Below are 17,364 nucleotides of genomic sequence, written 5' to 3' on the forward strand. Positions count from 1 at the left end.
CATGCAACCATTTGGTTGCCTATTATCTGCCCCATGGATGAAGTCTTCAAAGCCCTCGCGGATGCCTCACGGCGGACGCTGCTTGACCGGCTTCACGATCAGAACGGGCAGACGCTCGGTGAGCTCTGCGACGGTCTCGACATGACGCGTCAGGCCGTCACCAAGCACCTTGGGATTCTCGAGGAGGCCAACCTCGTCACCACGGTCAGGCATGGCCGCGAGAAGCTGCACTACCTCAACCCGGTTCCGATCCATCAGATCGGCGAGCGGTGGATCAGGAAATTCGAGCGCGGGAAGCTCGCCGCGCTCAGCGAATTGAAAAGACAATTGGAGAAGCGTGATGAGTAAGCCGGACTACGTCTACGTCACCTATATCGAGACCACCGCCGAGAAGCTGTGGCACGCGCTGACATCGAGCGACTTCACCGAACGCTTCTGGTTCGGCTATCGGGTCAGCTCGGACTGGAAGGTCGGCTCGCCCTATTGTTTGATCAAGGACGGCAGCCGCAGCGTGCAGGGCGAGGTGCTGATCGCCGATCCGCCGAACAGGCTCGCCTATAGCTGGGACGTGGTGAAGGAAGGTCATGCGCGCGAGCAGGTCTCGCGCGTGACCTTCGACATCGAACCGCACGGCGGGGTCGTCAAGCTGACCGTGACACACGACAACCTCGGTCCGAAGACGCTGCGCGACATCTCCGGCGGCTGGCCGATGGTCATCGCGAGCCTGAAGAGTTTCCTGGAGACCGGGCGCGAACTGCCGGCCGAGCTGCTGACGAGCGGCGCCAGGGAGGCCTACCATGCCTAAGCCCGAATTCGTCTACGTCACCTATATCGAAACCACGCCGGACAGACTGTGGGAGGCGCTGACCAACAGCAGCTTCACCCGGCAGTACTGGTTCGACACCGAGCTGAAATCGGACTGGAAGGTCGGCTCGCCGCTCGCGCTGGTGACGGGCGGCGAGACCACCGACACCGGCGAAATCCTCGAGGCCGATCCGCCGCGGCGTCTCGCCTACACCTTCAAGCACGTGCGCGACGAGGAGATGCGCAAGGAGCCGGCGACCAAGGTGGTCTTCACGCTCGAGCCGCATGGCAAGATCGTGAAGCTGACCGTGACCCATGAGGGCTTCGGCGTGGGCAGCAAGCTGCTCGACGGCATTTCCAGGGGCTGGCCGGCGATCCTGTCCGGGCTCAAGAGCCTGCTCGAGACCGGCAAGACGGTCACGATCCCGCCTGCCGCACTCGGGATCGACGGCTTCGAATGACAATGAAAATCTATCGAAGGACACGTGCGGACATGAACATCGAGAAATTCAAGCCGGCGATCGTCTATGCGATCTACATCGCCGCCACGCCGGAGAAGGTATGGCAGGCACTGACGAATGCCGAATTGAGCCGGCAATATTTCTCCGGCAACGCGGTCGAGGTCGACCTTCGGGTCGGCGGCGCCTACATCGTGCGCACGCCCGACGGCGCGCTGCACATCTCCGGTGAGGTGATCGCGTGCGATCCGTTGAAGCGGCTGACCGTCACCTTCAACGTCAACTGGCCGCAGCTCGTCGAAAAGCTCGGGCCGACGCTCGTCACCTACGAGATCGAGCAAGCCGGCGACGGCGTGAAGCTGACCTTGCTGCAATCGCATGACCGCCCGATCAGCGACGACATCCTGTCCGGCGGCCGCACCGGCTGGCCGGCGATCCTCTCCAGTCTGAAGAGCCTGCTGGAGACCGGCAAGGCCATGGTGATCCCGATGCAGCCGCCGCAGCGCATGCTGGCCGCGTTGAAGGAACTGGGAATTCCGATGCCAGGGTAGGACGAGCGATGCGCGTCATACTCCACCGTCGTCCCGGCGAAGGCCGGGACCCATAACCACAAATGCTTGTGTTGCGCGACGTTGTGGTCCCAGCGAATTCTAACCGCTTAGAGCGGTGGTAATGGGTCCCGGCCTTCGCCGGGACGACGGTGGAGGCCGGGACGACGGTGGGGGGTTAGCCCAGCGCCCGCAACTCCCGCCGCAGCACCTTGCCGGTCGCCGTCATCGGCAGGCTGTCGGCGAACTGCACGAAGCGCGGATATTCGTGGGCGGCGAGTTGCACCTTGACGAACTCCTGGATCTCGCGCGCCAGCACGTCGCTCGGCGCATAGCCCGGCCGCAGCACGATCCAGGCCTTGATCGATTCGGTGCGGATCGGATCCGGGATGCCGACCACCGCCGACATCGCGACCGCCGGATGCTTCATCAGCGTGTGCTCGATCTCGGACGGGCCGACGCGATAGCCGGCGGTGGTGATGACGTCGTCCTCGCGGCTGAGGTACCAGAAATAGCCGTCCTCATCCTGGACGCCGAGATCGCCGGTCAGCAGGAATTCGCCGGCATATTTCTTCCGCGTCGCTTCCGGATTGCGCCAATACTCGATCATGGTGCAGGCGCACGGCTGGCGCACGCCGATGATGCCGCGCTGGCCGCGCGGCAGTTCCTCGCCTCTGTCGTTGACGATGCGAACGTCGAAGCCCGGCGTGGCACGGCCCATCGAGCCCGGACGGATCGGAAACAAATTGGAATTGCTGCCGATCACCAGATTGCATTCGGTCTGCCCGAACACTTCATGGGCATCGATGCCGAAGGTCTCGCGCACCCAGCCCAGAAGCTCACCGCCAAGCGACTCGCCGCCGGTGAAGATGCTACGCAGCTTGACGCCGGAATTTTTCACGTTGGCCTGCCGCATCAGCTTCAGGGCGGTCGGCGGCAGGAACACGTTGCGGATGCCGAGCTCGGCCATCATCTGCATCGCGGCCTGCGGCTCGAACTTGCGGGCGCGGTGACCGACCATCGGAATGCCGTGGTACCAGAACGCGAACAGGCCGTTGATCAGCCCGCCGATCCAGGCCCAGTCCGCCGGCGTCCACATCAGGTCGCCGGGTCGCGGCAGGAAGTTGTGGCACATCTCGACATTGGGCAGATGGCCGAGCACGACGCGGTGCGCATGCAGCGCGCCCTTCGGATTGCCGGTGGTGCCGGAGGTGTAGATGATCAATGCGGGATCGTCGGCCGAGGTGTCGACGGTGGCAAATTCCGGTGACGCCGACTTGATCGCGCTCCAGAACGACTTCGTACCGGCAGGCGTCGTCTCGCCGACGATATAGACGCTCTTCAGCTCGGGCAGGCGATCGCGGATCTTGGCGATCTTCTCCCAGCCGGCCTCATCGGTGATGACGGTCTTCGCCGCCGAGTTCGACAGGCGGAATTCGAGCGCGTCCTCGCCGAACAGCGCAAACAGCGGGATCGAGATCAGCGCCGCGCGGAACGCCGCAAGATGCGCGACCGGCAATTCCAGCGATTGCGACAGGAACACCGCGACGCGGTCACCACGCAGCAGGCCGTCGGCGGTCAGCACATTGGCGAAGCGGCGCGAGGCGTCCGCGACCTCATCGAACGAGGTGCGCGTGGTGCCGCCATCCTCATCGACATAGATGAGCGCAAGCCGCCCGGTGCCGTCGGCATGGCGATCGCAGCATGCCGTCGCCATGTTGAAGCGCGCGGGAACGTCCCAGCGGAAGTTGCTGTAGAGCTCGTCGTAGGTTTTGGCTTCCTGAAGCATGGCCGCAGACTAGACCATTGCTGTGAGACCATAAACCCTTCTTGCGGGGAATGCGGTCAGGCTGCCGCCCGCTGCATTGCGATCTCGGCCTCGAGGCTTTCGCGGTCGCGATAGATCGACGCGACCGCGAGCACGCGCCCGCCGCGCTTGTAGCGGAGCATGCAATCCCTGCCGGCAATACTGCCGTCCACCGCGATCTGGTCCCACTGCTCGGCGTGCCCGACATAGTTGATCGGCACGTCGTAATGCTGGCTCCAGAAGAACGGCACCGCATCGAACACCTCGCGCTGCCCAAGCATATTCCGCGCGGCGGTCTGCCCCTGGCGCTCGGCCACCGCCCAGTGCTCGACCCGGATGTTCTCGCCGCTGTGCGGATCGGGCCAGCGCGCGATATCGCCGGCCGCGTAGATGCCGGGAACGCTGGTCTCGAGACAGGCGTCCACTTTCACGCCGCGATCGATCGCGAGCCCGGCCCCTTCCGCCAGTACGAGCCGCGGCTTCACGCCGACACCGAGCACGACGAGATCGGCATCGAGCGCCGGCCCGCTCTTCAGCTGTGCGCGCTTGCCGTCGATCGCGGTCACCGTGTCGCCAAGGTGGAAGACCACGCCATGCTCCTCGTGCAGCGCACGGACGAAATCGCCCATGGCAGGCCCGAGCACGCGCTCCAGCGGCCGCTGTTCCAGCCCGACCACGTGAACCTCGATCTCCCGCGCGCGCAACGAGGCCGCAACCTCGAGCCCGATGAAGCTTGCGCCGATCACAACCGCGCGGCGGGCGCCGCTGGCCGAGGCGATGATCGCCCGGCAATCGTCGAGCGTGCGCAACACGTGAACGTGGGGCTGGTCCGCGCCCGGGATCGGCAGCCGTAGCGGCTCCGCACCGGTCGCCAGCAGCAGCCGGTCGTACGAAATCGTTTCGCCGCCGGCGAGCACGACGTTGCGGCGGCCGGCGTCGATCGACTGGACCTCGGTCCTGAGTCTGAGATCGATCGCCGCGTCGGTGTAGAAACTCTCCGGCTTCAGCGGCAGCCAGTCTTCCGGCGCGCTGCCGGCGAGGAAATCCTTCGACAGGTTCGGCCGGTCCACCGGCGGCGTGGCCTCGCCGCTCAGCATGACGATGCTGCCGCGATAGTCCTGCCGTCGCAGCATCTCGGTGGCGGCAAACCCCGCTGCGCCTCCGCCGACAATCACGATCCTGCCGGGCGCATCGCGCGGGCCCTTGACGCGGGGCTTCGGCTGCTCGCGCTTCTCGCGCACGACGATGCGATCGCCCTCTCGCTCGACCTTCCAGACCGCGAGCGCATTGAAGGCGGGCGCCGCGGTCGCTTCACCGGTGCGAACATCAAAGCAGGCGTGATGCCAGGGGCAATGGACGGTTTCGCCCTCGACCACACCTTCGGCGAGCGGGCCGTGGTAATGGCTGCAATGCGCATCGATGGCGAAAATATCCGCCCCCGAACGCACCAGCAGCACGTCATCCTCGCCGACATGGCCGAGCAACATCGCGCCCGAGAAGTCGGCGAGTGCGACGCCTTGTGTCAGATCCGGACCGGAAGGAGCTTGCTGATCGGCCATGGCCTATCTCCAGTTTTTCCAGCACGTCACCCCGAGGGCACCGCCCTCATCAGCTTCCCTGCATGTAGCGGACCGGGTTCTCCTGATCCGCCTTGAAGATCTCGGCGGCCTCGGCGAACAGCGCCGCAACGGCAGCCGCCTTCAGATCAACAAACGTCTCGAAGCTGAAATTGTTGCCGCCCGCCCGCAATTCGCCGAGCTTGCCGGCGTAGCAGGACACCAGCGGCTTGCCGCCGCGGGTCACCGCGACATAGATGCTGATGTAGTTCTTCTGCAGCGCCACCCCGATCACGGGCCAGACAGCCGTCTTGCCGGACCTGATCGCATAGCGAAACTGACCGTAGCCGATCATGTTCATGCGCATGCCGGCCTCACCGGCCGGCGTGCCCGCATGAAAGTGCCGCTTGAGCGAGGGCGCGGCCTTTCGCATCACCGCATGCAGTTGTTCGAGATCCGCGGTCCGGCCGGGATCGAAGGCGAGGTAGGCTTCCAGACTGTCCGCCGCGACACGAAACATCGGAAGCCTCCGCCGCTATCCTACCCTCACAGGGCGAGTCCTGCGTAGCCCGGATGAAGCGAAGCGCAATCCGGGGACCTCGCCGAACGGATAGACTTACCCGGATTTCGCTTCGCTGCATCCGGGCTACGAAATCAGGACGACAGCGCCGCCTTCACCAGGCCGCTGGCCTTGCCGAAATCCATCTGGCCGGCGTATTTCGCCTTCAGGGCGCCGATCACCTTGCCCATATCCTTGATCCCGGCAGCATTGGTCTCGGCGATAACAGCCGCTATCGCGGCCTTCACGTCGTCATCAGACATCTGCTTCGGCAGGTACGCGGAGATCACGGCAATCTCCGCGCGCTCCTGGGCGGCGAGCTCGGCACGGCCGCCCTTGTCGTAGAGCTCGACCGATTCCTGGCGCTGCTTGATCATCTTCTGCAGGACGCTCAGAAGGTCGGCATCGGACAGTGGCGGCTTGCCCTGCCCGCGCGCGTCGATGTCGGCGTTCTTGATGGTCGAATTGACCATGCGCAGCGTGGAGAGCTTGCGCTCGTCCTTCGCCTTCATCGCTTCCTTGACCGCCGTATTGATGTCGTCGCGCAGCATCCTGGTGTCCTTAAGCCGGTAATCTCTTCATGTAGGCAGTTTGCAGCCGCGGGACAACCTAGTTCCTAAGCCACTCGACCAGCGCATCGGCGCAGGCCTGCGGCTGCTCCAGTTGCGGCAGGTGACCGCAATTGGCGAGCACCACGAGCTTGGCCCCGGGAATCCCGTTGGCCATCTCGTCCGACAATAAATTCGGAACGGTGTTGTCGGTATCCGACGTCAGCACCAGGGTCGGGCACTTGATCCAGGCCATGCCCGGCCGCGAATCCGGCCGGCTGAGCACCGCATTTTGCTGGCGGATGAAGGCTTCGGCGCCGACATCCTCGCTCATGTCGTCGACGATCCGGCGCAGGCCCGCATCGCCCTGCCGTGACGGATGCACGAAGCCCGGAAACAGCTCGTCGACCACGCTCCGGTACTGACCGTTTTTGGCACGCTCCATCATGCCGCGGCGACGTGCGGTTGCTTCCGGCGTGTCGGCCCTCGCCTGGGTGCTCATCAGCGCCAGTTTCGCGACCCGCTCGGGGGCCTGCCGCATGATCTCGAAGGCGATGTAGCCGCCCATCGAGTGCCCGGCGAGCGCAAAGCGCGGCGGCGCCTCGGCCAGGATCCGGCGGGCGATCGCGCCCATATTGTCGTCCCTGACATGGTTGGCGACCGTGACCGGCCCGCACCGCCACAGCGCCGGGATAACCGGGGCAAAGATCCGCGGTGAGCAGATGAGGCCCGGGACGAGCAGGATCGGCATCGTATTGTCCATGCGGGAGCTCCGGACCGGGTCATTTTCGGCAAGCAAACGGCCGCTTCAAGGAACTTTAGATTAAAAGGCCGTTCCGGCCTGTCAAATCGGCCGGTATTGCCGTGTGAATCGGCACCCTTTCGCTTTGACGCCGCAGGGTGCGGCGACTATTTAAAGGGCTCATGACAACCCCCGAAAACGCTCCCGCCTGGCCGGACCACAAACCGACCGCGCTCCTTGTGCTCGCCGATGGTACCGTGCTGGAAGGCTTCGGTCTCGGCGCGGAAGGCCACGCCGTCGGCGAGGTCTGCTTCAACACCGCGATGACCGGCTATGAGGAGATCCTCACCGATCCGTCCTATGCCGGCCAGATCATCACCTTCACCTTCCCGCATATCGGCAATGTCGGCACCAACGAGGAAGACATCGAGACGGTGAACATGGCCGCGACACCCGGCGCGCGCGGCGTGATCCTGCGCTCGGCGATCACGGATCCCTCGAACTACCGCGCCACCAAACATCTCGATCAGTGGTTGAAGGCCCGCGGCATCATCGGTCTTTCCGGCATCGACACAAGGGCGCTGACCGCGCTGATCCGCTCCAAGGGCATGCCCAACGCCGTGATCGCGCACGCCAGGAGCGGCGAGTTCGACCTGCACGCCCTGAAGGAAGAGGCCCGCGAATGGCCCGGCCTCGAGGGCATGGACCTGGTGCCGATGGTCACCTCCGGCCAGCGCTTCACCTGGGATGAGACCCCCTGGGAGTGGGGCAAGGGCTTTGGCCAGCAGACCGCGCCGGAGTTCAACGTGGTCGCGATCGACTACGGCATCAAGCGCAACATCCTGCGCCTGCTCGCCGGCGTCGGCGCCAAGGTGACCGTGGTGCCGGCGACGACGGCAGCCGAGGACATCCTGGCGATGAAGCCGGACGGCGTGTTCCTGTCGAACGGCCCCGGCGATCCCGCCGCGACCGGCAAATATGCCGTGCCCGTCATCCAGAAGGTGATCGCTTCGGGGACGCCGACCTTCGGCATCTGCCTCGGCCACCAGATGCTCGGCCTCGCCGTCGGCGCCAAGACCATGAAGATGCATCAGGGCCATCACGGCGCCAATCATCCGGTCAAGGACGAGACCACCGGCAAGGTCGAGATCACCTCGATGAACCACGGCTTCGCGGTGGACCAGGCGACGCTGCCTGCTGGTGCGACCCAGACCCATATCTCGCTGTTCGACGGCTCCAATTGCGGCATCGCGCTCGAGGGCAAGCCGGTGTTCTCGGTGCAGTACCACCCCGAGGCCTCGCCCGGCCCGCGCGACTCGCACTATTTGTTCCAGCGGTTTGCCGATCTGATGCGGAAGAAGAAGCAGGCGGCTTAGGCTTGCACGTGTCATTGCCGGGCTTGACCCGGCAATCCATCCCTTGAAGAAAGATGGATGCCCGGATCAAGTCCGGGCATGACGGACTGTCGTGTGCCGCAAGCATCGACGTGCGACCATGCGCCTTCGCATCACATCACGGGACATGCCGACATGACCGACAGCGTCACCCCGAAGCCCGCATATGGCGTCTCCTCGATCGAGGTGATGGCGTCGATGCCGGGGCTCGACTTCGTGCGCGGCATCTTCGCCCGCACCTTGCCGGAGCCGCCGATCATGGAGAACGTCGAGCCGTTCGACTGCACCGCCGAGCCGGGTCATGTGGTGATCCACAGCATCCCCGGTCTGCGCCACTACAACCCGATCGGCTCGGTGCACGGCGGCTATGTCGCGATCCTGCTCGATTCCGCAATGGCGCTCGCGGTGCAGACCACCCTGCCGAAGGGTTCGGGCTACACCACGCTGGAGTTCAAGATCTCCTTTGTCCGCGGCATGAGCCAGGACACCGGCAAGATCCGCACCGAGGGCCGGGTGCTCAACGCCGGCCGTCGCGCCGCGACCGCCGAAGGCCGCATCACCGATGGGAACGGCAAGCTGATCGCGCACGCGACCACGACCTGCATGGTGTTCGAGCTTCCCAAAAACGCCTGAAGGCAATCGCGTCCTGGCGCATTGGAGGCATGACGAAGCGCGCTGGATTGGCGGCAGTGCTCTGTGATTGAGTTCCCCGGTCCGAGATCAGGCCACATGATCCGGCCTGGAAGGAAGGAAACACCCGATGACCTCAACCAATCCGGACATGACCATCCGCGACATCCGCGTCACGATGTTGCGACTGCCCTGGGCCGACGATCGCTGGCTGAAGGGCGCAGCGCTGGGCGCGACGCGCGACATCCTGATCTGCGACGTCGAGACATCCGGCGGCATCACCGGCATGGGCTATCTGTTCGTGTTTCGCCCGGCGATGCAGTCGATCGCGGCCTGTCTCGACGAGTGCATCATCCCGCGCGTGATCGGCAAGGATGCCACTGCGATCGAGGCGATCTGGCGCGATCTGTGGACCGCGACGATGACCTATGGCCGCGGCGGCATCGCAGCGATGGCGATGTCGGCGCTCGACATCGCGCTGTGGGATGCGGTGGGAAAACGCGCCGGCCTGCCGCTGCACCGGCTGTGGGGACACTATCGCTCGGAAATCCCGATCTATGGTTCCGGATGCTTCCGCGGCGCCGGCGGCGACGGAATGATCGAGAAGGCGCTGCATTTCGTCAAGCAGGGCTACAAGGCGATCAAGATGCAGGTCGCGCATGTTCACACGCCCGCGCAGGACCTCGACAATGTGCGCCGCATGCGCGAGGCGCTCGGGCCCGACATCGACATCATGATCGACGTCAACATGGGCTGGAGCGCCGATGTCGCCATCGAGATGGGACGCAAGTTCGAGAAGTACGATATCTACTGGCTCGAGGAGCCGGTGCCGGCCGACGATTTCGCCGGCTATCAGCGCATCGCGGCGGCGCTCGACATGCGCGTCGTCGGCGGCGAGACGCATTTCACGCGCTACGATCTGCGGCCGTTCTTTCTCAATCCCTGCCTGCCGATCCTGCAGCCCGACCCGATGCGCGGCGGCATGACCGACCTGCGCAAGATCGCGGCGCTTGCGGACACGTTCGGCATCACCATCGCGCCGCATCTGTTCCCCGAACTCAATGTGCACCTGTTGGCTTCGATCCCGAACGGCATCTGGTGCGAGAACATGGCCCTGATCGACGACCTCTGGGTCGATCCGCCGGAGATTGCCAATGGCATGATCACCGCGCCGGAACGGCCGGGGCATGGGCTCCAATTCAAGGACGAGGTGCTGAAGTTCAAGATCTAGCCGGAACGGTTTCCGGACCGACGGTTTGATATCACCGCCCCTCGCAACGCTGGAGAGCCGCCATGCCGGTGGTGAGTAAGGATGCCGAGCCCCTGACCATCGTCTTTCAGGACGACGGCCTGGTGCCGAACAATCCGATGCCGTTTCTGGTCTACAAGGGTGCGGTCGACGTCGGCAAAAATCCCGAGGCCGCGATCGAGCAGCTGTTCGGCGACAATGGGTGGGGCGCGATGTGGCGGAACGGCGTCTACGACTTCGCGCATTACCACGCCACCGTGCACGAGGCGCTGGGGGTCGCCCGCGGCAGCGCGCGCGTGCAGTTCGGCGGCGAGCGCGGGCGCGCGCTCGAGATTGTCGCCGGCGACATCGCGATCCTGCCGGCCGGCACCGGGCATCAATGCCTGTCGGCGAGCGGCGACTTCAGCGTGGTCGGCGCCTACCCGCCGGGCCCGCCGATGGACCTGCAACGGCCGACGCCGGAGAACCACGCCCGGGCGCTGAAGACGATCCCGCTGGTCGCGATCCCCGCGACCGATCCGGTGATGGGCAAGAACGGGCCGCTGGTGCGGCTGTGGCGGCGGTGATGCTTCTGGCGAGCGCAGCTCTCTTCCCTTCTCCCCTTGTAGGAGAAGGTGGCGCGGATGAAATCCGCAACGGATGAGGGGTCTGTCTCCGCGGAGAGAACCCCTCACCCGGCTTCATCTCGCTCCGCTCGATTGCGCCACCCTCTCCCACAAGGGGAGAGGGTGAAAGTCAGGCAGCGTTGCTGCCTTCCTGGCGGCTTGCCTCGAACAGGAACCAGGTGCGGCGCTCGGTTTCGTCGATGAAGGTTTCGAGCAGGCCGGCGGTGCCGGAATCCTCATGGTCGTCGGCGAGCTTGTGCGCCTTGCGCATCGCCGCCGCGATGTGCTTGTTGTCCTCCATCAGCTCGCGCAGCATTTCGCGCGGCGGGACAAAGTCCTCGTCATTGTCCTTGATGGTCTGATGCTTGGCGATGTCGCCGATCGACCTCAGCGTCGCGCCGCCGAGCTTGCGTACCCGCTCGGCGAGCTGATCGGTGGTCGCGAAGATCGCGTCCGACTGCTCGTCCAGCAACAAATGGTAATCATGGAAATGCCGGCCGCTGACGTGCCAGTGAAAATTCTTGGTCTTCAGGTAGAGCGCGAAAGCGTCCGCCAGAAGCGTGTTGAGCGAGGCCGAGATCGTATCCACCGCGGCTTGCGGGAGATCGTTCGGCGTGTCGAGATCGGGCGAGATCTTGTCAGTCTTGGCGTCACTCTTGGCTTTGCTCACGTTGGACCTTCCTGTTAGGAACCCCCGTATTTCGGCGCATTGAACATTGGCCGCCGGACCGCTAACGCATCATCAGCCCACCTGTTCCTGGAAGTCAGGAACCCGTTCTGCCGGATACCAAACGCGATGGATGAATGGATCGACTATTACGATTCCACGCATACGATCTATGCGAGCCGACTGCACCGCGACCTTCATTTCCAGGTCATCGCCAACGACATCATCGGCTACATCACCTCGCCCGACGCCGTGGTGCTGGACTATGCCTGCGGTGAGGCGCTGTCGGCGGCAAAGGTCGCCAATGCCTGCGCGCAGCTCTATCTGGCGGAGCCGGCGCCCGGCGTGCGCGGCCGCCTGGTCGCGCGCTTCGCATACGACACCAGGATCCGCGTCCGCTCGCTCGATGAGCTGAAGAACATGGCGGCGGATTCGATCGACCTCGTGGTGATGAATTCGGTGGCGCAATACATGACGCCGCAGGAGCTCGACTCCGCATTCGACGTGATCCACCGCCTGCTGAAACCCTCGGGCCGTTTCGTGCTCGGCGATATCCTGCGGCCTGAAGTCGGCATGGCCAGGGACGTCATCGCGCTGCTGCGCTTTGCGGCGACCCATGGCTTCCTGCGCGATGCCTTGATCGGGCTCGCCTCGACCGCGCTGTCCGATTACCGGCAGCTGCGCACCAGGATCGGGCTGCAGCGCTACCGCGAGGACGAGATGATCGCGAAGCTCGCCGCCGCAGGCTTTGACGCCACGCGCGCGCCGCGCAACATCGGGCACAATCCGTGGCGAATGACGTTCGTGGCGCACCACTGATCAGAGGTTGCACAAAATATTAGGGTTAACCAAAAGTAAACGTAGCGGCCGCTGAAATAATCAGCAATGATCCACTCGGCCCGGTGGCGGAAGCGTCGACGCGGCAGTGGTGCAACACTGTTTATCCTGGTTCAACTCCAGGCCGGGCCTCCACGCTTCGCCCTGACGGGCTACGCGTGGCGCAGCCACGCAGGACCGGCGGGGCAAAGCGTGTCCGGCGTAGCTTGAGCGTAGCGAAAGCGTAGACGGACTGGGCAGCGAGCGCAGCCGGGCCTCGGCAGCCTCCCCGCGTCCCAATCGCCCCCCTCGAATGAGCCATTTCCCCCAGAATCGCAGTTGATTGGGTGTTTTTGGGGGTTTCGCAGGTGCGGAAACTGGTCTAAAGACCACCCGCGCGCGAGGGATCGCGCTTCCGGCGCTACAAGATGTGGCGCATGGCTCGAGGGACGCGCGGGACGCGCGCCCTTTTTTTGTGCCCAAATTCCAGTCCGCGAGAGCTGATGCCCAAAAGAACCGACATCTCCACCATCCTGATCATCGGCGCCGGTCCCATCGTGATCGGCCAAGCCTGCGAATTCGACTATTCCGGCACGCAGGCGGTGAAGGCTCTGAAGGAAGAGGGTTACCGCGTCGTCCTCGTCAATTCCAATCCGGCCACCATCATGACCGATCCGGAACTGGCGGACGCGACCTATATCGAACCGATCACCCCCGAGATCGTCGGCAAGATCATCGAGAAAGAGCGCCACGTCATACCGGGTGGCTTCGCGCTGTTGCCGACCATGGGCGGCCAGACCGCGCTGAACTGCGCGCTCTCGTTGCGCCGGCAGGGCACGCTCGACAAGTTCGACGTCGAGATGATCGGCGCCACCGCTGATGCCATCGACAAGGCCGAGGACCGCCAGCTGTTCCGCGAGGCCATGACCAAGATCGGGCTGGAGACGCCCAAATCGCGGCTCGCCAACGCCTCGGCGCTGAAGAAGTCCTACCGCGACAAATATCTCGCCGAGCGGGAGAAGCTGTCCGGCGAGGCGCTGGAAGAACTCGAGCGGCAGTGGACGCTTGGCGAGAACGAACGCCGCAAACGCTATCAGGAGCACGCGTTCGGCGAGGCCTTGATGGCGCTGTCGGAGATCGGCTTGCCCGCGATCATCCGGCCCTCCTTCACCATGGGCGGCACCGGCGGCGGCATTGCCTACAACAAGGAAGAGTTCCTCGACATCATCGAGCGCGGGCTCGACGCCTCGCCGACCAACGAGGTGCTGATCGAGGAAAGCGTGCTCGGCTGGAAAGAGTACGAGATGGAGGTGGTGCGCGATAAAAAGGACAATTGCATCATCATCTGCTCGATCGAGAATCTCGATCCGATGGGCGTGCATACCGGCGATTCCATCACCATCGCGCCGGCCCTGACGTTGACCGACAAGGAATACCAGGTCATGCGCGACGCCTCGCTGGCGGTGCTGCGCGAAATCGGGGTCGAGACCGGCGGCTCCAACGTCCAGTTCGGCATCAACCCCGTCGACGGCCGCATGGTCGTGATCGAGATGAATCCGCGCGTGTCGCGCTCGTCGGCGCTGGCTTCGAAAGCCACCGGCTTCCCGATCGCGAAGGTCGCAGCCAAGCTCGCGGTCGGCTACACGCTCGACGAGATCGCCAACGACATCACCGGCGGCGCCACCCCCGCCTCGTTCGAGCCGACGATCGATTACGTCGTCACGAAAATTCCGCGCTTTGCGTTCGAGAAATTCCCCGGCGCATCCTCCACGCTGACCACCTCGATGAAGTCGGTCGGCGAAGTGATGGCGATCGGCCGCACCTTCCAGGAGAGCCTGCAGAAGGCCCTGCGCGGGCTCGAGACCGGCCTGACCGGCCTCGACGAAATCGAGATCGACGGGCTCGGCCGCGGCGACGACAAGAACGCGATCCGCGCCGCGCTCGGCACGCCGACGCCGAACCGCATCCTGCAGGTCGCGCAAGCGATGCGGCTCGGCTGGACCGACGAGGAGATATTCAACTCCTGCAAGATCGACCCCTGGTTCCTGGCGGAGATGCGCGCCATCGTCGAGATGGAGGACAAGGTCCGCAGCAACGGTCTGCCGGCGAACGCATTCTCGATGCGGATGCTGAAGGCGATGGGCTTCTCCGATGCACGGCTCGCCGTGCTCACCGAAACCACCGAGGCCGACGTCACCGCCAAGCGCCACGCGCTCGGGGTGCGCCCGGTGTTCAAGCGTATCGACACCTGCGCGGCCGAGTTCGCTTCGCCCACCGCCTACATGTATTCGACCTATGAGCGACCGTTCGCGGGCGAGCTTGCCGACGAGAGCGCGCCGTCGGACCGCAAGAAGGTGATCATCCTCGGCGGCGGCCCGAACCGCATCGGCCAGGGCATCGAGTTCGACTATTGCTGCTGCCATGCCTGCTTCGCGCTGGAGGACGCCGGCTACGAGACCATCATGGTCAACTGCAACCCGGAAACGGTGTCGACCGACTACGACACCGCGAACCGGCTCTATTTCGAGCCGCTCACCGCCGAAGACGTGCTGGAAATCATCGCGACCGAGCGCAAGAACGGCACGCTGCACGGCGTGATCGTGCAGTTCGGCGGCCAGACCCCACTGAAGCTTGCCCGCGCCCTCGAAGCCGCCGAAGTGCCGATCCTCGGCACCTCGCCGGATGCGATCGACCTCGCCGAGGACCGCGACCGCTTCAAGCGCGTGCTCGACAAGCTCCGCCTCAAGCAGCCGAAGAACGGCATCGCCTATTCGGTCGAGCAGGCCCGCCTGGTGGCCGCCGATCTCGATCTGCCGCTGGTGGTGCGTCCGTCCTACGTGCTCGGCGGCCGCGCGATGCAGATCATCCGCGAGGAGACCCAGCTCAACGATTACCTGCTCGGCACCCTGCCCGAGCTGGTGCCCGCCGACGTCAAGGCACGCTACCCGAACGACAAGACCGGGCAGATCAACACCGTGCTCGGCAAGAACCCGCTGCTGTTCGATCGCTATCTGTCCGATGCGACCGAAGTCGATGTCGACTGCCTCTGCGACGGCAAGGACACCTTCATCGTCGGCATCATGGAGCATATCGAGGAAGCCGGCATCCACTCCGGCGACTCCGCGTGCTCGCTGCCGCCGCATTCGCTCGACGCGAAGACCATCGAGGAGCTGGAGCGGCAGACCCGCGAGCTCGCGCTCGGCCTCGACGTGGTCGGCCTGATGAACGTGCAATACGCCATCAAGGACGGCGAGATCTACGTGCTCGAGGTCAACCCGCGCGCGTCCCGCACCGTGCCGTTCGTCGCCAAGGTGATCGGCATGCCGGTCGCCAAGATCGCGGCGCGGATCATGGCCGGCGAGAAGCTCGCCGACTTCAAGCTGAAGAAGAAGAAGCTCGACCATGTCGGCGTGAAGGAATCGGTGTTCCCGTTCGCGCGCTTCCCCGGCGTCGACACCGTGCTCGGACCGGAGATGCGTTCGACCGGCGAAGTGATGGGCATCGACCGCTCGTTCGAGGTGGCATTCGCGAAGAGCCAGCTCGGCGGCGGCACGCGCGTGCCGCGGCAGGGCACGGTGTTCGTCTCGGTGCGCGGCGACGACAAGATGCGCATTGCGGATGCGGTGCGGCTATTGCACTCGCTCGGCTTCAAGGTGATGGCGACCTCGGGCACGCAACGCTATCTCAGCGATCACGGCGTGCCGACGGAAAAGGTGAACAAGGTGCTCGAAGGGCGTCCGCACATCGTCGACGCCATCACCAATGGAGACGTCCAGCTGGTCTTCAATACCACCGAAGGTCCGCAGGCCCTGGCTGACAGCCGCTCGCTGCGGCGGGCTGCCCTCTTGCATAAAGTGCCATATTACACCACTCTTTCAGGCGCGGTGGCGGCCGCGCGGGGGATCCGGGCCTATCGGGACGGGGACCTTGAGGTCCGCACGCTTCAGAGTTACTTTTCCGAAAGCTGACCGCTGCCCGGGCTGAAAGCCCGAAGCGGTCAATTAGCCGAATGGCTGGAACTCACCGCGCGATTGGATGTTGTCACGGCCCTTAGCGGGGCCGAAAATCACTGGGCTTCCGGGCGCATTCGCGTCCTGATTCCTGCGTTAGCTGAACTGGATATTCGTGCACGGCCGCCGGGCGCGCACGATGAAGGACGAAGATGATGGATAAGGTTCCGATGACCGCGGGCGGATACGCCGCGCTGACGGACGAGCTCAAGAAGCGACAGTCGGAGGATCGTCCGCGCATCATCGAACACATTGCGGAAGCGCGTTCGCATGGCGACCTCTCGGAGAACGCCGAGTATCACGCCGCCAAGGAAGAGCAGTCGCACAACGAGGGTCGCATCGCCGAGCTCGAGGACAAGCTCGCGCGCGCCGACATCATCGACATTTCGAAACTGTCCGGCGACACCATCAAGTTCGGCGCGACCGTGACGCTGATCGATGAGGACACCGAGAAGAAGGCGGTGTGGCAGATCGTCGGCGAGGTCGAGGCCGACGCCAAGAAGGGCCGCATCTCCATCACCTCGCCGCTTGCGCGCGCGCTGATCGGCAAGAAGAAGGGCACCACCGTCGAGGTGATGGCGCCGGGCGGCGCCAAGGCCTACGAGATCACCAAGGTCGAGTGGCGGTAGTTACCTTGACGTGACTGGTGCAAAAAGGCCGCGTGTTGCACGCGGCTTTTTTTGTGCCCGCGTTTTTTCCCCGTCTGACAGCAATGTGAGTGGAGGGCGGGTAGGCAGCATACTAGTGAGGCCGTGACATGTTTATGCAGTATAATCATGTCGGGGACTGGGGCGGAGCCGATGATTGCGTCGCAACACGCATCGCGGCGTGTCACCGTGTCACTGGTGCGTTCTCTCGCAACTTCCGTGGAGCGAGGAATGATTCCAGGTGCAAGGTGTTGACATCACACTCGGGTGGCGGACACCGTGTGTTTCTGCATCGTGCAATGTTCCAGCGTGTCAAACAGGGGG

The 17,364-nt window shown here is 64.5% G+C and carries 17 protein-coding genes and 1 tRNA gene; 12 read left to right on the forward strand and 6 right to left on the reverse strand.

What is annotated here, in order from left to right:
- Positions 1-33 precede the first annotated feature (33 nt).
- From AAFG07_RS35105 to AAFG07_RS35120, 4 genes are read left to right on the forward strand one after another with little or no spacing between them, the layout of a single operon-like run.
- Positions 34-348: a metalloregulator ArsR/SmtB family transcription factor gene (locus AAFG07_RS35105; RefSeq protein WP_342724251.1), complete on the forward strand. Its 315-nt coding sequence runs from the start codon at positions 34-36 to the stop codon at positions 346-348.
- A complete protein-coding gene (locus AAFG07_RS35110; protein ID WP_342724252.1) occupies positions 341-805 on the forward strand; it encodes an SRPBCC family protein in 465 nt (154 codons plus the stop codon). The genes AAFG07_RS35105 and AAFG07_RS35110 overlap by 8 nt, the downstream gene beginning before the upstream one ends.
- Positions 798-1,265 carry an SRPBCC family protein gene (locus AAFG07_RS35115; protein ID WP_342724253.1) on the forward strand — a complete coding sequence of 156 codons (468 nt, stop codon included), beginning with the start codon at positions 798-800 and terminating at the stop codon, positions 1,263-1,265. Before AAFG07_RS35110 ends, AAFG07_RS35115 begins: the two co-directional genes overlap by 8 nt.
- A 32-nt stretch (positions 1,266-1,297) precedes the next feature.
- On the forward strand, positions 1,298-1,813 hold the full coding sequence (locus AAFG07_RS35120) for an SRPBCC family protein (RefSeq protein ID WP_342724254.1): 516 nt from the start codon (positions 1,298-1,300) through the stop codon (positions 1,811-1,813).
- Positions 1,814-1,988: 175 nt separating this feature from the next.
- Here AAFG07_RS35120 and AAFG07_RS35125 read toward each other — a convergent pair whose 3' ends face one another.
- The 5 genes from AAFG07_RS35125 to AAFG07_RS35145 all read right to left on the reverse strand — a co-directional run bounded on the left by AAFG07_RS35125 (position 1,989) and on the right by AAFG07_RS35145 (position 7,043).
- Positions 1,989-3,599, reverse strand: a complete 1,611-nt coding sequence (locus AAFG07_RS35125; RefSeq protein WP_342724255.1) for an acyl-CoA synthetase — start codon at positions 3,597-3,599, stop codon at positions 1,989-1,991.
- Positions 3,600-3,655: 56 nt separating this feature from the next.
- Positions 3,656-5,176 carry an FAD-dependent oxidoreductase gene (locus tag AAFG07_RS35130; protein WP_342724256.1) on the reverse strand — a complete coding sequence of 507 codons (1,521 nt, stop codon included), beginning with the start codon at positions 5,174-5,176 and terminating at the stop codon, positions 3,656-3,658.
- 49 nt (positions 5,177-5,225) lie between these two features.
- Complete coding sequence (locus tag AAFG07_RS35135) at positions 5,226-5,693, reverse strand: hypothetical protein (RefSeq protein WP_342724257.1); 468 nt, start codon at positions 5,691-5,693, stop codon at positions 5,226-5,228.
- Positions 5,694-5,827: 134 nt separating this feature from the next.
- Entirely contained in the window at positions 5,828-6,283 is a 456-nt protein-coding gene (locus AAFG07_RS35140) for a GatB/YqeY domain-containing protein (RefSeq protein WP_342724258.1), read from the reverse strand.
- A gap of 58 nt (positions 6,284-6,341) precedes the next feature.
- Positions 6,342-7,043, reverse strand: a complete 702-nt coding sequence (locus tag AAFG07_RS35145) for an alpha/beta hydrolase (RefSeq protein WP_342724259.1) — start codon at positions 7,041-7,043, stop codon at positions 6,342-6,344.
- Between the two features lie 161 nt (positions 7,044-7,204).
- Here AAFG07_RS35145 and carA point away from each other — a divergent pair, with 161 nt between their 5' ends.
- The 4 genes from carA to AAFG07_RS35165 all read left to right on the forward strand — a co-directional run bounded on the left by carA (position 7,205) and on the right by AAFG07_RS35165 (position 10,861).
- Positions 7,205-8,398 (forward strand): glutamine-hydrolyzing carbamoyl-phosphate synthase small subunit, encoded by a 1,194-nt coding sequence (gene carA, locus AAFG07_RS35150; RefSeq protein ID WP_342724260.1) that lies wholly within the window; start codon positions 7,205-7,207, stop codon positions 8,396-8,398.
- Positions 8,399-8,551: 153 nt separating this feature from the next.
- The gene (locus AAFG07_RS35155) at positions 8,552-9,049 is read left to right on the forward strand and encodes a PaaI family thioesterase (RefSeq protein WP_342724261.1); all 498 of its coding nucleotides are present in this window, start codon (positions 8,552-8,554) and stop codon (positions 9,047-9,049) included.
- A gap of 127 nt (positions 9,050-9,176) precedes the next feature.
- Positions 9,177-10,277: a mandelate racemase/muconate lactonizing enzyme family protein gene (locus AAFG07_RS35160; RefSeq protein WP_342724262.1), complete on the forward strand. Its 1,101-nt coding sequence runs from the start codon at positions 9,177-9,179 to the stop codon at positions 10,275-10,277.
- 62 nt (positions 10,278-10,339) lie between these two features.
- Positions 10,340-10,861 carry a hypothetical protein gene (locus AAFG07_RS35165; protein WP_342724263.1) on the forward strand — a complete coding sequence of 174 codons (522 nt, stop codon included), beginning with the start codon at positions 10,340-10,342 and terminating at the stop codon, positions 10,859-10,861.
- A 169-nt stretch (positions 10,862-11,030) separates the two neighbouring features.
- On the opposite strand, the gene AAFG07_RS35170 is transcribed toward AAFG07_RS35165, so the two are convergent.
- Positions 11,031-11,570, reverse strand: a complete 540-nt coding sequence (locus AAFG07_RS35170; protein WP_342724264.1) for a DNA starvation/stationary phase protection protein — start codon at positions 11,568-11,570, stop codon at positions 11,031-11,033.
- 126 nt (positions 11,571-11,696) lie between these two features.
- Here AAFG07_RS35170 and AAFG07_RS35175 point away from each other — a divergent pair, with 126 nt between their 5' ends.
- The 4 genes from AAFG07_RS35175 to greA all read left to right on the forward strand — a co-directional run bounded on the left by AAFG07_RS35175 (position 11,697) and on the right by greA (position 17,022).
- The gene (locus AAFG07_RS35175; protein ID WP_229168974.1) at positions 11,697-12,386 is read left to right on the forward strand and encodes a class I SAM-dependent methyltransferase; all 690 of its coding nucleotides are present in this window, start codon (positions 11,697-11,699) and stop codon (positions 12,384-12,386) included.
- Positions 12,387-12,463: 77 nt separating this feature from the next.
- Positions 12,464-12,539, forward strand: a tRNA-OTHER gene (locus AAFG07_RS35180).
- Positions 12,540-12,886: 347 nt separating this feature from the next.
- The gene (gene carB, locus AAFG07_RS35185) at positions 12,887-16,351 is read left to right on the forward strand and encodes a carbamoyl-phosphate synthase large subunit (protein WP_342724265.1); all 3,465 of its coding nucleotides are present in this window, start codon (positions 12,887-12,889) and stop codon (positions 16,349-16,351) included.
- Positions 16,352-16,548: 197 nt separating this feature from the next.
- Positions 16,549-17,022, forward strand: coding sequence for a transcription elongation factor GreA (gene greA, locus AAFG07_RS35190; RefSeq protein WP_157113323.1), 474 nt, complete (start codon positions 16,549-16,551; stop codon positions 17,020-17,022).
- Positions 17,023-17,364 lie beyond the last annotated feature (342 nt).

Source organism: Bradyrhizobium sp. B097 (genome assembly GCF_038957035.1).
Lineage (GTDB): Bacteria > Pseudomonadota > Alphaproteobacteria > Rhizobiales > Xanthobacteraceae > Bradyrhizobium.

Coding starts and splice junctions, on each gene's coding strand:
- carA (WP_342724260.1), top strand. CDS start 7,205: ATGACAACCCCCGAAAACGCTCCCGCCTGGCCGGACCACAAACCGACC.
- AAFG07_RS35120 (WP_342724254.1), top strand. CDS start 1,298: ATGAACATCGAGAAATTCAAGCCGGCGATCGTCTATGCGATCTACATC.
- carB (WP_342724265.1), top strand. CDS start 12,887: ATGCCCAAAAGAACCGACATCTCCACCATCCTGATCATCGGCGCCGGT.
- AAFG07_RS35135 (WP_342724257.1), bottom strand. CDS start 5,693: ATGTTTCGTGTCGCGGCGGACAGTCTGGAAGCCTACCTCGCCTTCGAT.
- AAFG07_RS35160 (WP_342724262.1), top strand. CDS start 9,177: ATGACCTCAACCAATCCGGACATGACCATCCGCGACATCCGCGTCACG.
- AAFG07_RS35110 (WP_342724252.1), top strand. CDS start 341: ATGAGTAAGCCGGACTACGTCTACGTCACCTATATCGAGACCACCGCC.
- AAFG07_RS35155 (WP_342724261.1), top strand. CDS start 8,552: ATGACCGACAGCGTCACCCCGAAGCCCGCATATGGCGTCTCCTCGATC.
- AAFG07_RS35145 (WP_342724259.1), bottom strand. CDS start 7,043: ATGGACAATACGATGCCGATCCTGCTCGTCCCGGGCCTCATCTGCTCA.
- AAFG07_RS35105 (WP_342724251.1), top strand. CDS start 34: ATGGATGAAGTCTTCAAAGCCCTCGCGGATGCCTCACGGCGGACGCTG.
- AAFG07_RS35175 (WP_229168974.1), top strand. CDS start 11,697: ATGGATGAATGGATCGACTATTACGATTCCACGCATACGATCTATGCG.
- AAFG07_RS35130 (WP_342724256.1), bottom strand. CDS start 5,176: ATGGCCGATCAGCAAGCTCCTTCCGGTCCGGATCTGACACAAGGCGTC.
- AAFG07_RS35165 (WP_342724263.1), top strand. CDS start 10,340: ATGCCGGTGGTGAGTAAGGATGCCGAGCCCCTGACCATCGTCTTTCAG.
- AAFG07_RS35125 (WP_342724255.1), bottom strand. CDS start 3,599: ATGCTTCAGGAAGCCAAAACCTACGACGAGCTCTACAGCAACTTCCGC.
- AAFG07_RS35115 (WP_342724253.1), top strand. CDS start 798: ATGCCTAAGCCCGAATTCGTCTACGTCACCTATATCGAAACCACGCCG.
- AAFG07_RS35140 (WP_342724258.1), bottom strand. CDS start 6,283: ATGCTGCGCGACGACATCAATACGGCGGTCAAGGAAGCGATGAAGGCG.
- greA (WP_157113323.1), top strand. CDS start 16,549: ATGGATAAGGTTCCGATGACCGCGGGCGGATACGCCGCGCTGACGGAC.